This window comes from Acinetobacter sp. 797_lipA, assembly GCF_058243025.1.
In genome coordinates this window covers 1,306,438-1,321,430 of record NZ_JBZAYQ010000001.1, presented here as the reverse complement: position 1 = coordinate 1,321,430, position 14,993 = coordinate 1,306,438, and the positions used below count along the sequence as shown (strand labels likewise).

Here is a 14,993-nt window from a genome sequence, read left to right as displayed (position 1 = left end):
AAAATCATTCCAATACAAAACCGTAACCAATAAAAAAGCACCCTAAAGTGCTTTTTATTAACGGTATCATCTCTAAAAATATTAACCTAAAATACCAATTGAGAGCTGAATCACAAAAGCATTCACAATATCGACAAAGAATGCACCCGTCAGCGGAATGATCAAAAAGGCTTTATGGGATGGTCCATAGGTATTGGTTACCGCTTGAATATTGGCAATTGCTGTCGGTGTCGCACCTAAGTTGACACCACATTGACCTGCACACAGTACTGCAGCATCATAGTTCTTGCCCATTACACGGAAAGTTACAAAGTACAAATAAAGTGCTAAAAATATTGTTTGAACAATCAAGATAATCACCAGTGGACCAGCCAAATCTGCCAACAACCAAAGCTGTAAGGACATCAACGCCATGGCTAAAAACAGTGCCAGTGAAGCATTGCCAAATACATCGATACAGCGGTCAAAAACCTGAACTCTCAACCCATGCTCTAAAATATTACGTAAAACCACACCACACATCAGTGCCCAAACAAAACTTGGTAGCTCAAACCACTGCCCTTTAGCTACCCCTGTCATGAAGTATGCAAAGCTGATACAAATGGCAAACATCCCCATGGTTTTGACCGCATCATCTGCCGTAATTAGACGCGTTTTTTCAGGAAATTCAAATGGTGCCGTTTGTGCTGAAGGTGGCGCTTCATTACGCCCTGTTGCTGCTGGAATTTCTTCAGCCAACTGGTAGCGACGTATCAGAAATTTAGCGATAGGTCCACCTATTACCCCACCAATGATTAAACCAAATGTTGCACTTGCCATACCCAGCACAATCGCACCATGCACACCATGTTCTTGTTCAAATATCGTGCCCCATGCACCTGCTGTCCCATGACCACCTGTGAGTGTGACCGAGCCTGTAATTAAACCAATCAGCGGGTCTAGACCTAAAACTTTGGCAAGACTAATACCAACCACATTTTGCAGCAGGACAAATACAATAACGCAGACTAAAAATATAAGCAGCGACTTCCCACCTTCTTTGAGCTTAACTAAGCTTGCACTTAACCCCACAGAGGTGAAAAACATCAGCATAAAAATTTGCTGAATATTGGTATCAAAGTTGACAGTTATGTTTGAACTTTTAAATAAGATATAAGTGATAACAGCTGCAATCAACCCACCCGCAACAGGTTCGGGAATGTTATATTTTTTTAAAATACTGACTTTATTCACAAATACATAACCGACCAATAGCACAGCAACTGCTGCAACAATGGTCATAAATGCATCGAATTGATAGTTCATGAGATATCCAATGATGCTTATTGCATTAATTCTAAAACAGATAAGTCAGTGATGAACAGGCTAAAGTTTCTCAATGTACAATTTCTATGCTTTAGATTACATGATGTTTTAAAACTGAGCTCAGTATTTTAAAAATACATAATCTTAAAAAACAAAAAAGACTCAATTGGGTCTTTTTGTTTTTATAGCAGCGTAACTTTAAAATTAAAATTTATAATTAAAGCTTAATGTTGCATTTAATGGATCACCCCAAGCCATAGCATTTGGACCAATGCCTTCATAATACTTCTTGTCAAAGATATTATTTACATTTGCTTGCATACTCATATTTTCATCAAATTTATAACCTAGCATCGCATTTGCAAGATACAAATCACCCCGATCAATTCGCGCAGCACCTGTACCGATATAAATTTTACTGTAGTAGTTTAAACCTGCACCTGCATACCACGAATCATTTTTATATTTTACAAAAACATCAGCCGTGGTACGTGAGTTTGTAGGATTGTAGTCATCACCTTTGGCATCCTTAGCATCAAAATTGGCAACACCAAAGCTAAGCCCCCAGTTATCATTGATTTCACCATCAATATTTAACTCAACCCCTTTGCTCACGACACCATCTGTCCCGTAATAAGCATTTTCATTGGTTGTACCATCAACTTTAACATTTGTACCATCTGCTTTCAGTAAAGCTTGAGCTGCATTACTTTGCTCGATGCGAAACACTGAAAGCCCCGCATTTAGACGCTTATCAAGAAACTCCCCTTTTACACCAGTTTCATACGTTTTACCTTCTACAGGATCTAAGTAGTCACCCGACTGATCTCTATTTGTTTGTGGTTTGAAAATACTGGTATAGCTTGCATACCATGAATAGTTCGGTGCAAAGTCAAAAATAAGACCTGCATAAGGGGTTAATTGATTTTCGAATTTACGATCCGTTGTATGTGTTTCTGACTCATACTCCCAATTTGAAACACGTAAACCAGCAACTGCTTTTAATGGATCTAAAATGTGGAATTTACCTGCAATATACCCAGCGGTTTGCGTGGTTTCATTCAATGGATTGGTTTTATCCATTTCTAATGAGCCTGTCAAACGCGTATTCATGTGATTAAAATCAATTACATCTTGCCCTAACAAATCGATTAGATTTTGCTTAGTTAACGCAGGGTTATTTGGAACAAAGGTCTGCCCATAAGTATTTTTCTTGAGCTGGGCTTTATTCCAAGAGCCACCTAAAACGATTTCCTGATTTCGCCCTGCAAGGGTAAATGGTGCAGTAATATAAACATCGACATTATTTTCATCGTTTCGCTTTTGGTCTCGATATACCGAAGCATTTTCAATAGGAATCGTATTCGTTGCTTTAGTCACTTTTCCTGCAGTATAGAAAATAAAACTATCGGTATCATCTCGACGGTATGAGTACGCAACATTTAAATCAACATTATTAAATAAATTTTGCTTTAAGTTTGCAAAAAGTGATGCGGACTTTACATCCCAAAATGTCCAATCCGAACTCACAATCGATGATCGGTCAAAATTGGTTTTTGTGCCATCGGTATAAAAAGCGGGTAAGCCACCCCAGCGTACTCCATCTCGGTTCAACTCTTGGTAAGAGGCAGCCAAAGAGAGTGAGGTTTTATCGCTAATATCATAGTCAATTGCACCGTAGGCAACATTGCGCTCTTTTTCATAAAAATCCATAAATGATTTTTCATCAGAATGTTTTACAAAAACGCGCCCACGAAGTGAACCATCACTGTTTAAAGGTGCTGACAAATCTGCCGAGCTTGAGTAGCTATCCCATGAACCTACCGATGCTTCAACCTTTCCAGTGAACTCTTTTGCGTTTGCGCGCTTGCGAATCAGGTTCAAGGCCATTGCAGGGTTGCCTGCGCCCGTCATTAAACCATTGGCACCTTTTACGACTTCAACACGGTCATAAATACTGAGGTCTGGATCACCAGCGCCTAAAGTTAAGTTGCTTGGCATACCATCAACTAAGTAATAGTCAATTTGAAAACCACGGGCAAATGCACTCTGCCGTTCATCCGTACGTGTAGTTGACACACCTGTGATGTTATTGAGTAAATCTTGGAAGGACTCAATATTGCGGTCATCCAAATATTCACGGGTATAGACTTTGACTGTTTGTGGCGTTTCACGTAGGGATAAATTTAACTTGGTTGCGGTATTTGTGCTGCTGGTCGTATAGCTACCTGTATTTTCGGTGACTGCTGTTTTATCTTGGGCTGTAAGGGTAATGGTCGCCAACTGTGCATTTGGCTGAGACCTTGCATTCGCCTCCTCCTCTTCCACGGTGTTTGCGTGTGTTATAGACAGCATGGCAGTTGAAGACAGGAAAATAATTTGCATCGCCAAATAGAGTGGCTTTTGCGTAGACAACGGACGTTTAGACATATCAGGACATTCACAGCTAATGAGAAAAAATAAGACAATGAATTGATAATTTTAAAGTGCGCACGTGCCTACTATGCTTAAGTAAAACAAGCACCTTTGTAGCATCACAAGTACTAAGATTCGTAAAATCCTTTTCGAACATCTCAGTGGTTTGAGTCATTACATATCAATCCATTTCGAAAATTATAAACAAAAAATAACGCAAGTGATACTAATTATCATTAGCAAATACATCTTTAATTTAGATTTAAGATATTTGTATTGCCGATATACGTTCCTTTTCACAGAAAAACTGGGTGAAAAAAAACAATCGATATTTATAATGCTCTAATTTTTTATAATTATAAAAGATAGCAACAAAGAAATAGACCACGTGTATTTTGGTCTATTTTTAACTCATGGTCTTGTCGAGGACTTACTCGATGTCATAGACCCAGTTTTTGGCTTGTTGGTCTGTTGTCGTTTCACACACATAGTAGTCTTGATCCCACGCGTCTTGATGGAAAATTTCCATTTTTCGGTAGGTCACTTGTTTGCCATTTTCCACACAGATAAAGCTATCACCTTGGTCTTTGACTTGGGTTCCGTTGAGGAAGCCACCAATACAGAGGAATCGGGATTGTTTGGGCATTGGAAATATTAACTTTAACTATTTTAATCTAGCTAATTAGATGCTCAATTTTATAACATGTAAATAATATTCACTAAATTTCTTTAAGTTCCTAATATTAAAATGACATTACTATTGATTTATATTCATAAATTCATGTATTCTGCCTTCGCAGTTTATTTCAATAATAGAAAGAATTTATCGAATAAAGACGATAATTGCGTATAGTCTTTTCAAAAACTATGTTCGCTTTAGTGTTTCCGATTGAAATTTACTGCATTTTTCCTCTTCTTAGCTCAAACACAGAATAGAACCAAATATTTTGGTTCAACAGGCCATTGTTAACATCATATAATCTTTCTCTTTTAAGAATAACCTGAACTACACTTGAATCTCGATAATTAAAGCTTACATGTGCCCTGATTCCAATATAATCTCTAATAAGTATTTTGTTAGGATCAATTTTATTTTCGATATCTATTCTATCTAATACCTTAAAACTGGCTACATTTTCAATAATATTTCTAGCAATAGGCAATAATAACCATGATGCAATGATTCTCTGGCTACCACGACCTGCTCTAGTTATATGTTTCCACCCCATCCCATTAATATATATATCACCCAAATTAGGATGCTTAAAAACACCTCGCTGTCTCCAATTTTTATAATAATTCCAAGCATCAGTCTTTAAAGTGCTTTTTGTTCCTAGATGTACAGGTAGTCCCTCATTACTTTTTACGAATATATTGCCTAAAGTCTCATCCCCTAGATAACTCCTACATAGGTTATGAAAATCGCTTTTACTCTTTAGACTAATCTTATTCTTTTTAGGAACTAAAATTAGTTGTTTGTTTTTTCCACAATAGCTTTCATCTTTTTTCAAATCCACCCAATACATAACTGGTTTGTATTTATGAGGCTGCCCAACTTCATAAGCATCAGCATCAACAAAAATAAGAATCGCTGGACTTGGTACTATATTCCATTTATGTCTATGACTTTCAATATAATCCCTCCCAACATGTACACCTATATTATCAGGATCTGTTATCCTTTCTTTTTTATAACCACCCGAAGTACCACATTTTATTTGGACAAAAATAATTCCTCCAGTTTCACGTAATGCATTGCTACCTCTTTTCATAATAATCATACCATCGAATGCATTATCATTCTTAGCATCATACCCCTGCCACCCACACAACAAATGTGTTTCAACGAAGCTAGTGACTGAAGTTACACCTAAATTATCTAATATTCTTTTATCAATCGACATAAAAAAGCCCCACCTAAGTGGAGCTTTTATAAACTACTTTAATTTATTTTTCAATAAATTAAGTCAACTGAGCAGCAGCAATTTTCTTGGTATCAACGTCTTTAGCAGCGTTAGTATATTCGCTCATCTTGTCAAAGCTTAAGTATTGATAGATGTCAGCTGACATGCTGTCAATTTGAGCTGCGTACTGTTGGTATTCTTCTGGAGAAGGTAATTTACCCAATACAGCAGCAACAGAAGCAAGTTCAGCAGAAGCCAAGTAAACGTTAGCACCTTGACCTAAACGGTTCGGGAAGTTACGAGTAGAAGTCGATACACAAGTCGTGTTCGGCGCTACACGTGCTTGGTTACCCATACATAATGAACAACCTGGCATTTCAGTACGCGCGCCAGCTTTACCATAAATGTTATAGAAACCTTCTTCCATCAACTGATGTTCGTCCATACGCGTAGGTGGAGCAATCCACAAACGAGTTGACAACGCACCACCAGGAACTTTCTCTAACAATTTACCAGTCGCACGGAAGTGACCGATGTTCGTCATACATGAACCAACGAATACTTCGTCAATTTTCGCGCCTTGAACATCAGAAAGAAGTTTCGCATCATCTGGATCGTTCGGGCAGCAAAGAATAGGTTCTTTGATGTCTGCAAGATCAATTTCATACACTTTGGTGTATTCAGCATCAGCATCCGCTTTGATCAGGCTTGGATTAGCCAACCATTTTTCCATGTTCTCAACACGACGAGCCATAGTACGCGCATCGCCATAACCTTCAGAAATCATCCACTTCAACATGGTGATGTTTGAACGAAGGTATTCAGCAACTTTCTCTTCAGAAAGTGTGATAGAACAACCTGCAGCAGAACGTTCAGCAGAAGCATCAGAAAGTTCGAACGCTTGCTCAACAGTCAGGTCAGTTTCCATTTCTGTTAAGTCGATCTCAAGGATACGACCAGAGAAGATGTTTTTCTTACCTTTCTTCTCTACAGTTAAGTCACCTTCCTTAATTGCGTAGTAAGGAATTGCATGTACAAGGTCACGTAGAGTGATACCAGGCTGCATTTTACCTTTGAACTTCACAAGTACAGATTCAGGCATGTCTAATGGCATAACACCAGTTGCTGCAGCGAACGCTACAAGACCAGAACCCGCCGGGAATGAAATACCGATTGGGAAACGAGTATGCGAGTCACCACCAGTACCAACAGTATCTGGAAGAAGCATACGGTTTAACCAAGAGTGAATAATACCGTCACCTGGGCGTAAAGACACACCACCACGGTTCATGATGAAATCAGGAAGCGAGTGTTGCATTTGAACGTCAACTGGTTTTGGATACGCAGCTGTATGACAGAAAGATTGCATAACAAGGTCAGCAGAGAAACCTAGGCAAGCCAAGTCTTTCAATTCGTCACGCGTCATTGGACCTGTTGTATCTTGCGAACCAACAGTAGTCATCTTAGGTTCACAGTAAGTACCTGGAAGTACGCCTTGACCTTCAGGAAGACCACAAGCGCGACCCACCATCTTCTGAGCTTGAGTGAAACCTTTGCCAGTTGCAGCAGGTTGAACCGGAGTACGGAACATTGTAGATACTGGAAGACCTAAAGCTTCACGAGCCTTAGTCGTCAAACCACGACCAACGATCAGGTTAATACGACCGCCAGCACGTACTTCGTCTAGAAGAACTGGAGTTTTAAGTTCAGCTTCAGCGATTTGCGCGCCGTCTTTGAACGCAGTTACTTTAGCAGCAGCGTGATCGATCTTAAGAACGATTTCATCGCCCATGTTCATGTTGGCAACATCGATCTCGATCGGTAACGCACCAGCATCTTCCATCGTGTTGAAGAAAATTGGAGCGATTTTAGAACCTAGGCAGTAACCACCGTCTTTTTTGTTCGGGATGTGCGGAATGTCGTCACCGAAGAACCAAAGTACAGAGTTAGTTGCTGATTTACGGCTTGAACCAGTACCAACAACGTCACCTACGTAAGCAACTTGGTTGCCTTTCGCGATTAAGTCTTTGATTTGGTTTAATGGACCAACTTCACCAGGAACTTCTGGGTTGATACCGTCACGTACGTTTTTCAACATTGCATTTGCGTGCAATGGAATGTCTGGACGGCTCCATGCGTCTTGTGCAGGTGACAAGTCGTCAGTGTTAGTTTCACCAGTTACTTTGAAAACAGTCAGTTTGATTTCAGTTGGAACGTCTTTACGAGTCGTGAACCATTCAGCGTCAGCCCAAGATTGCATAACCGCTTGTGCATTCGCGTTACCCGCTTTTGCTTTGTCTGCAACGTCATGGAACGCATCAAATACAAGAAGCGTTTTCTTAAGTGCTTCAGCTGCTAATTCAGCAAGTGCAGCATCGTCAAGAAGAGCAACTAAAGGAGCAACGTTATAACCACCAAGCATAGTGCCTAGTAAGTAAACCGCACGTTCTTTAGAAACTAATGGTGAAGTCGCCTCGCCTTTAGCCAAAGCAGCTAAGAATGCAGCTTTAACATATGCAGCTTGGTCAACACCCGCTGGAACACGGTTTTCTAGTAAATCAACTAAAAATGCTTCTTCGCCAGCTGGTGGGTTTTTTAATAATTCAACTAATGCAGCTGTTTGAGCATCGTCAAGTGGCTTCGGTGGGACTCCGAGTGCGGCACGTTCTGCAACGTGTTGGCGGTAAGCTTCTAGCACGGTGTTATTCCTCTTTTTTAAAAAATTATTTACGTATTCCTGCTTTAAATAAAGCTACGTAAATAATATGGACTGCTTAATTTTACTAAAATTCCAGTTAAAAGTTAATGCGCTACAAGTGTTTCTTCGTGATGCCCATTATTTTCTAACTAAATGATGTTCATATCGATTGGACATAAAAACAGCAATATAGTCAGATCGTTTGGAATTGTTTCACATTAACTTTGAACTGCCATTTAAAAATAAAAAAGGCAACCTATGTTGCCTCTTTTTACGCAATATAAATATTCAACCTTAGTGTACCGTTGTCGCTTGAATATATTGTTTGAAACTTTCACGACAGCCTTCAAATTTCATCTGAATTTCGTCCTCATGTAAATTTTGATGTGCAGAGCTTGCAAAAGAAATTTGTACTGAAATTCGTGTAGGTTCATGGTCAAGTGCGTGTTTGAAGTATACATGGTCACCCAAGCTAAGGACATAATGACCACCGCCAATTACGGCCACACCATTTTCATCTTCCAAGAGTAAATCTGCGTGATTTAAATAGCCAACAACTTCCATTTTCTGCTCCTCTCGTTTTTTTATTCTAGGTTCATTATTCTTTATTTTTATATGCTTTGCTATATATATGATTTAGAGTTTTGTCACAAAAAGTTCCATCCAAAAAATAAAAAACCGTTCCTTAGAACGGTTTGTAATCTGGCATTTCGGTATGCGGTGTTGCGATACATTTTTCAGTATATTTCACACGAATTTTTTCACGCGCACCTTCAATATCGGATTTAATTTCAGCCTCAGGTAAAGCATAAACATCTTCAATAATTTCTAACGCAAATGCCTTGGTCATTTCGTCTTCAACTTTATTGGCATGCTCAATCGCTTTATCTTTTTCAATGGCATTTTGGCGGTCTAACATAATTGAACGTGCTGCATTACCAATACTTTTACAATAGCCATGCCATTGCTCTTCTGGGGTTAGCGGTTTTTTTTCAGCACAACCTACCAGTGCAATTACAGCAGCCAAAGCGAATAACTTTTTCATTACAACTCTCCTATTCGCCCTATCATAAACAAACTTTTTCAAATGAAGAACCATTACCCACTTTAAATAAAATAAAAGCCCAAATTCGAGCTTTTATTCTTAGAAAAATTAACCACAGTTTGCTTGAACCACTTTATTAGTTTTCGGATCGACTGTTACTGTCACACGGTCTTCACGATAATCCATAGTCACAGGCTGCCCTGGTTGTACTAAGCGTACCATCTTCGCACTGGTTTTTTGCTTAATCTGCGCTTCAGTTAAATGTGACTGACCAATCAAGGCTGTCGCCTGCTCGGCAACACATTTGCTTTGACTAGCACGGAAAAGTGCCCATTCTTCAATGACCTGACCATTCGGCAAATGGCAATAGCCTACTTCACCATTGGCCTCTTTTCGAATCTCTAATTTACCACCCTGTTCAACACAGTACGTACTGGCAGGATTAGCCATACCTAAAGTTGGCTTTTCAGTTTTATTCTTTTGCGCAGTACTACAACCCGAAATAGCAGCAACCATTAATCCAAGCATTAAGATTTTTTTCATAAAAAATATTTCTTTAAATAAAAGATCAACATAGCAAATATGTTTTAAAAAAACTGTGCGAGTTTTGCAAAATTTAAGGTTTAATAAAAAAGCCCATCACTTGACGGACTTTTTTATGCTGATAATCTTTTTTTCAGGTCATTTTTAATTGACTGAGTGAATATCAAGCTCTTCGTTTTTCGCTAAAACTACAGATGCTAGAATTGGAGTACCTAAAATGAACGGCATAGCAAAGATCCAAAAGACCACGGTATAGTGCGGATCAAAGAAAAACTGAATAGCAAGCGCCACTAAAATTAAAACTGAAAATAAAATCGCTGCAAAGCGTATTACAAATTTGATCGGCATAGGGATCATCACTCTAAATTTAGCAAGTCCATTTACTATACACCTACTTTCATTATGGTTTAATTGATTTTAAGTATCTAGTGTCTGTTATTCATAGGTTTTCTTCATCTATCAAATAAAGAGTTTTATCAAATAGTGAATTAAGCTTTTTTAACACCTAAAAATAAAGCCTACATGATGTAGGCTTTATTTAGCAGAAGAGTAGCTTTAGAACTTCCAGTTATAGAAGACGTCGATGGCACGCTCTAATGACTGACTCGCCTCTAAGTACATACGTTTGTTCATTTGATAACGCAGAGTCAGTTTATTGACTGGTGTAAAGACACCCACGCCATAACGGATATATAAGTCAGGTGTAATATAACCCGTCAGGCTGACTTGTGTGTCATCCCCTGTACCTTGCGCATCTAATGCTAAACCACTTAAGCCAAAAGTACGTCCAATTTGGTTAGTAAAGGCACGTGTACCACCTAAACCTAAACTGATCCCTGCGGCAGCAATGGTGTTGTTGACATCTGACTTGAAGCCTTCAGTTTGACTTAAACCACTTGTACCCTCGTTAATGCGGCCTGTAATTAACGCGTTCAAAGCCTCTTGCTCAGACAGCCCTGCATCGTTATAGACCTGAATATTTGGTGATGTTGCCGTACCCGTCACACGGAAACCCACCGTGCTGCCTTGTACATTTTTATTTGCATCAACATCCAGTGTTGGGTTGCTCAACACACCGTTAAAACGCGCAATGGCACGGTTTAAATCCAAACTCTGCCCATAAGCTTCAATTTTAACTTTCTGACTTACCCCAATTGCACCATTGGCACGCATTGCGGTTTCAGCACCGCGCTGCGACAGATATAAACGACCTAACAATGGAATACGACTATTAAACCCTTGGAAGACAACTTGATTACCTAGTCCAACCATCAGATCGGCACGAATGTCCCAAGGTTTTGCGCTATTTAAAATCGCCAATTGGTTTTGACCTTCTCTGACCACGCGTACATCTGACGATACGTTCACCACAGGTACAGATGCTTCAGGCATGGAAATAAGCGCACGAGGAACTTGAATTTCACCGTTTAAGGTTAATTTCTTACTCAACGGTAAAACATCCAGTGTGATTTTCGGCGTCACTAGCGCGGTAATTAATGGCGCTTGGCGAATCAGTAGATTTTCTCCATTCAACTGAAGCTGAATACGTGGATCATTTTTCCAATCGACTGTCCCTGTAAGTGTGCCCACCCCACGACCACTGTTAAAAGCACCATTGATGGTGGCTTGGTCTTGGCGTATAGCCGAATACAGCTGAATATTGGTCAAGTTGACTGGGAGTGAAATCATACTAATCGAACCGTCTTTCAGGCGGAGATCACCTGTAAGTAGTGGTGCTTTTAGCGTTCCATTAATCTTACCTGCATACGAAATTGTTCCGCCCATCGAACGTACATCCGCAATGAAAGGTTTAAAGACTTTGAGTTGTACCTGATCAAATGCAATTTCACCGCGCATAGGCATATTGTCCCGATACGGATCAATAACCACATTGGCATAGCCCACACCAATTTCAGGTGTTTTGACATCCAAACGGATTTGTAAACCTTCCGCGATGCTTTTGGCAACCAAAGCCACTTGTTCATATTTTAAGGTTGAACCCATATCTTGTGGGTCATCCGCCGCCAAGCCAATCACACCATCACGGGTGACTAAGCGCGCATCAATTTTTGGTTTAGATCCTTGTGCCCAAACCGCTTTAGCATGTCCATTTAACTTACCTGTAATCGCTAATCCTTCAGGCATAAAGGCAGCAAAGTCTTTTAGGTCGAGGTTTTGAGTCACGAATGAAATATTGCCACGTGTTTTACTGACACGAATCGGCTGGTCAAAACACAACTGACTTTGTTGACTCATCCAACAATGCGCACCAATCAACAAATCTGCTTTGGCACTGTTATAGACCACGGCTGCACTTTGGCGCTGTACCAAACGTGCACGCAAAGAGTCAAAATCACCTTTTTGGATTTGGCCTAACCAATCATTTTGCGCATTAAAACCACCTGCCAATTGCACATAAAATTTCGACTTTTCGTTTTGCGCAGAAACTTTTAATAAATGGGCTTTACGAATACCTGCCAGTGAAATTTCACCTTGTTGAATTTCACGATTACCACTTCTTAAGCTTTCCATTTTTGCAGTTAATAATGACGGTGTTGTTTCCGATGTCGGCAATTGCCCGACAATGCGTAATTTACGCATATTAATCAGATCTTTAAAGCCAAAATTATCCACTGCTAAGTTTGCCGTAGCTCTTAAACGTGGTTGAGATTGGATATTTAAATAGCCGTAGGCACGGCCACGTAAGCCCGCATAAATTTCATACAGAGTAGGTGCATTAATATTCAGTCTTAGATTTTGTGCATTACCCGTCGCTTGTACTTGGTTTTTGGCATACGCCAACAGTAGGTTATTCGCTTCAAACTGTTGCGGTAAAAAGCCCTTTTCGCTGGAGTTGAGCACCAAAGCTAAATTACCTGTGCCACGGACTGGCTTATTGTTCAGCGTACCTGCGAGGTTTAAGCTTTCAATGTTAATGCGTTTTAAAGCATCCGACCATGTACCTTTGGTTTTCACTACACCAGACAATTCGCCTTTAACACTAGACGCAAAATATTGAGGTTTAAAACGAATGAATGCTGCATTCACATCCCAAGTGATGCCGTGAATAAAATGCACCAAACCGCTGGCATTAATTTGGCCTGCCACACCATTATGTTTCAGCTCAGTCACTTTAATAAATTCAGGCGTTCCTGAAAGTTTTAGGTTCAACGTACCTTGACTGGCTTCAAACTGGCTGGCTTTTAAAGCGCCATCGTAGTTCACTGCATAGCCTTTGAAAGCACCACCAGCTTTTTCATCATTAAACAGGAGTGCTGCGGTTGACTGACCAGTTAAGTGAACCGTTTCATTATTACCCACCAATTTTCCAGTCAGATCAATCCCCTGTAGCTGAATGATCTGCTGATTCGGTTTGGCATAGCCATTTGCTTGTAGCTTTCCATTCAATAAATTAACCGGTGAAGCCTCTGCCACCATTTGTGGGTTAAAATCTTTCGCGTTTAAAGTGGCTTTCCACTTCAGTTGACGTTTCTCATCTGGTAGCTCAACCACCGCATTACCACTTAAGCTTCCCTTACCTGCCACATAACTAAAACTCGGCACATTTAAATTATTATTTTTAAAATTTAACTGTGCAAGGTAATTACCTGCAGGTAACGTCGCTTTTTCGTGTTTACTCACAACAGTTGCAACATGAATATCTTGCTGACCTTCAACCAACGCCAGTTTTACATCCCCTGAAGCACTACTTAACCAGCCGATATAAGGCACGGCACGATCAATATTTTTCCAAGAGACATCCATCAACATTAGCTGGACTTTGTTATTTTTCTCTGGGTTTTGGTCTAGTGCGAGATGCCATGCTTCATAACGATCAAAGTCTAGATCTGCAGTTAAGTGTAAACCCTTTTCAAGCGTACCTTTGGATGCAATTTTTGCATCCAAACTTGGTGGTAGAAAGTCAGAAACTACTTGTGGCAGTACATCATCTTTAGGATTGATTTTATCTAAACGACCTTGTATGTCCCAAGTGACATGATCCTTCCAACTTACCACACCACCCAGATTGACCGAACCTTTCATCAACTGAGCATTTAAGTTATCAATGTCAAGTTGATGAACCAAATCGGTATGCATCAAAGCAGTATATTGACCTTTTGGAATATCTTTACCACTCAGATCTGTATTTAAGTCAATATTTAAACGTTCGATATCACCTGAAAATTTAGCAATGCCTTTTTCAGCATAGAGTTTGTAATCGGTCAGGAGTGGTAAGTTGTAATGATTAAATTTAAGCTGACCTTGCATCGGTACATGCTTACGTACAGGGTGCAAAATAGCCCAACCCGTCAACAGGTCAGGTGTCCGCGTTGCAAAACCCGCTTGAATAGTATCCAATGTCCCTGTTGCGTGTACAGCAATATCATGCACATTTAAACTATCACGCAGTGACGGTAGGTTGGCAATAGCACTCGCCTCAAGTGGATATTTCCCTGAGAATTTCATTTTCCCAGTTGCATTACGAACTGCTAAATAGCCCATGTCCATGCGAGAGTCTTCAAACTCAAGTTCCGTCCCCGACCAGAGGGCATTATTTAAATGCACATCATAAAAATCTACTTGGGCATCGGATGCAGTCCGGATATTTAAATGATCAATATCTGCTGTATCTAAACGTAAAACAAAGGGTAATTTAATTTCGCTGAACTTAAAGGGTTCATCACTCGGTTCACCTTTGGTAATGATGCGCAAATTGCGTACATCAGCTTCACGTAGATGAATCTCCTTATCTAAGATGGCACGCCAACCCAAAATCACGTCAGCACGGTCAATTTTGACATCGACAGGCTTTAAGGTAACCACCACATTTTTAAGGATAATACCTTTCCACAAGTTACCGCCTTCATACTCATATTGGATAATCTGCTGACGTTGTAAAACTTGGTCGAGTAAAAACTTACTGCCTTTGTCGGTAGAAAACATGACTGCAAGCGATATCACCAACAAAATGAGCGTCAACAACAGTGTCAAAATGACACTTCTAAAAATACGTCGCTGTTTGATAAGCGGCGCAGGTGGTGTTGGTTCTTGCTGCTGTTCTACTTCAGCCATAGTCTTCCCA

At 39.9% G+C, this 14,993-nt stretch carries 10 protein-coding genes; all 10 read right to left on the bottom strand.

The window, feature by feature from the left end; all coding sequences use genetic code 11:
• Window positions 1-81: 81 nt before the first annotated feature.
• The gene (gltS, locus tag AC4CU2_RS06380) at window positions 82-1,305 is read right to left on the bottom strand and encodes a sodium/glutamate symporter (protein WP_490450751.1); all 1,224 of its coding nucleotides are present in this window, start codon (window positions 1,303-1,305) and stop codon (window positions 82-84) included.
• Window positions 1,306-1,509: 204 nt separating this feature from the next.
• Window positions 1,510-3,735, bottom strand: a complete 2,226-nt coding sequence (locus AC4CU2_RS06375) for a TonB-dependent siderophore receptor (protein ID WP_490768468.1) — start codon at window positions 3,733-3,735, stop codon at window positions 1,510-1,512.
• Between the two features lie 415 nt (window positions 3,736-4,150).
• A complete protein-coding gene (locus tag AC4CU2_RS06370; protein WP_087012331.1) occupies window positions 4,151-4,366 on the bottom strand; it encodes a hypothetical protein in 216 nt (71 codons plus the stop codon).
• Window positions 4,367-4,616: 250 nt separating this feature from the next.
• The gene (locus tag AC4CU2_RS06365; RefSeq protein ID WP_234955894.1) at window positions 4,617-5,624 is read right to left on the bottom strand and encodes a DUF4365 domain-containing protein; all 1,008 of its coding nucleotides are present in this window, start codon (window positions 5,622-5,624) and stop codon (window positions 4,617-4,619) included.
• Between the two features lie 58 nt (window positions 5,625-5,682).
• Entirely contained in the window at window positions 5,683-8,322 is a 2,640-nt protein-coding gene (locus AC4CU2_RS06360; RefSeq protein WP_490768467.1) for a bifunctional aconitate hydratase 2/2-methylisocitrate dehydratase, read from the bottom strand.
• 294 nt (window positions 8,323-8,616) lie between these two features.
• Window positions 8,617-8,886, bottom strand: a complete 270-nt coding sequence (locus AC4CU2_RS06355; RefSeq protein ID WP_004696516.1) for a hypothetical protein — start codon at window positions 8,884-8,886, stop codon at window positions 8,617-8,619.
• Window positions 8,887-9,007: 121 nt separating this feature from the next.
• Window positions 9,008-9,367: a hypothetical protein gene (locus tag AC4CU2_RS06350; RefSeq protein ID WP_058869841.1), complete on the bottom strand. Its 360-nt coding sequence runs from the start codon at window positions 9,365-9,367 to the stop codon at window positions 9,008-9,010.
• A 108-nt stretch (window positions 9,368-9,475) separates the two neighbouring features.
• On the bottom strand, window positions 9,476-9,910 hold the full coding sequence (locus tag AC4CU2_RS06345) for an I78 family peptidase inhibitor (RefSeq protein ID WP_490768466.1): 435 nt from the start codon (window positions 9,908-9,910) through the stop codon (window positions 9,476-9,478).
• A 144-nt stretch (window positions 9,911-10,054) separates the two neighbouring features.
• Window positions 10,055-10,258: a hypothetical protein gene (locus tag AC4CU2_RS06340; protein WP_058869843.1), complete on the bottom strand. Its 204-nt coding sequence runs from the start codon at window positions 10,256-10,258 to the stop codon at window positions 10,055-10,057.
• A gap of 207 nt (window positions 10,259-10,465) precedes the next feature.
• Complete coding sequence (locus AC4CU2_RS06335; RefSeq protein ID WP_490768465.1) at window positions 10,466-14,983, bottom strand: translocation/assembly module TamB domain-containing protein; 4,518 nt, start codon at window positions 14,981-14,983, stop codon at window positions 10,466-10,468.
• Window positions 14,984-14,993 lie beyond the last annotated feature (10 nt).

Bases quoted from the DNA above. Each gene is read 5' to 3' on its own strand.
- gltS (WP_490450751.1), bottom strand. From the start codon at position 1,305: ATGAACTATCAATTCGATGCATTTATGACCATTGTTGCAGCAGTTGCT.
- AC4CU2_RS06375 (WP_490768468.1), bottom strand. From the start codon at position 3,735: ATGTCTAAACGTCCGTTGTCTACGCAAAAGCCACTCTATTTGGCGATG.
- AC4CU2_RS06370 (WP_087012331.1), bottom strand. From the start codon at position 4,366: ATGCCCAAACAATCCCGATTCCTCTGTATTGGTGGCTTCCTCAACGGA.
- AC4CU2_RS06365 (WP_234955894.1), bottom strand. From the start codon at position 5,624: ATGTCGATTGATAAAAGAATATTAGATAATTTAGGTGTAACTTCAGTC.
- AC4CU2_RS06355 (WP_004696516.1), bottom strand. From the start codon at position 8,886: ATGGAAGTTGTTGGCTATTTAAATCACGCAGATTTACTCTTGGAAGAT.
- AC4CU2_RS06350 (WP_058869841.1), bottom strand. From the start codon at position 9,367: ATGAAAAAGTTATTCGCTTTGGCTGCTGTAATTGCACTGGTAGGTTGT.
- AC4CU2_RS06345 (WP_490768466.1), bottom strand. From the start codon at position 9,910: ATGAAAAAAATCTTAATGCTTGGATTAATGGTTGCTGCTATTTCGGGT.
- AC4CU2_RS06340 (WP_058869843.1), bottom strand. From the start codon at position 10,258: ATGCCGATCAAATTTGTAATACGCTTTGCAGCGATTTTATTTTCAGTT.
- AC4CU2_RS06335 (WP_490768465.1), bottom strand. From the start codon at position 14,983: ATGGCTGAAGTAGAACAGCAGCAAGAACCAACACCACCTGCGCCGCTT.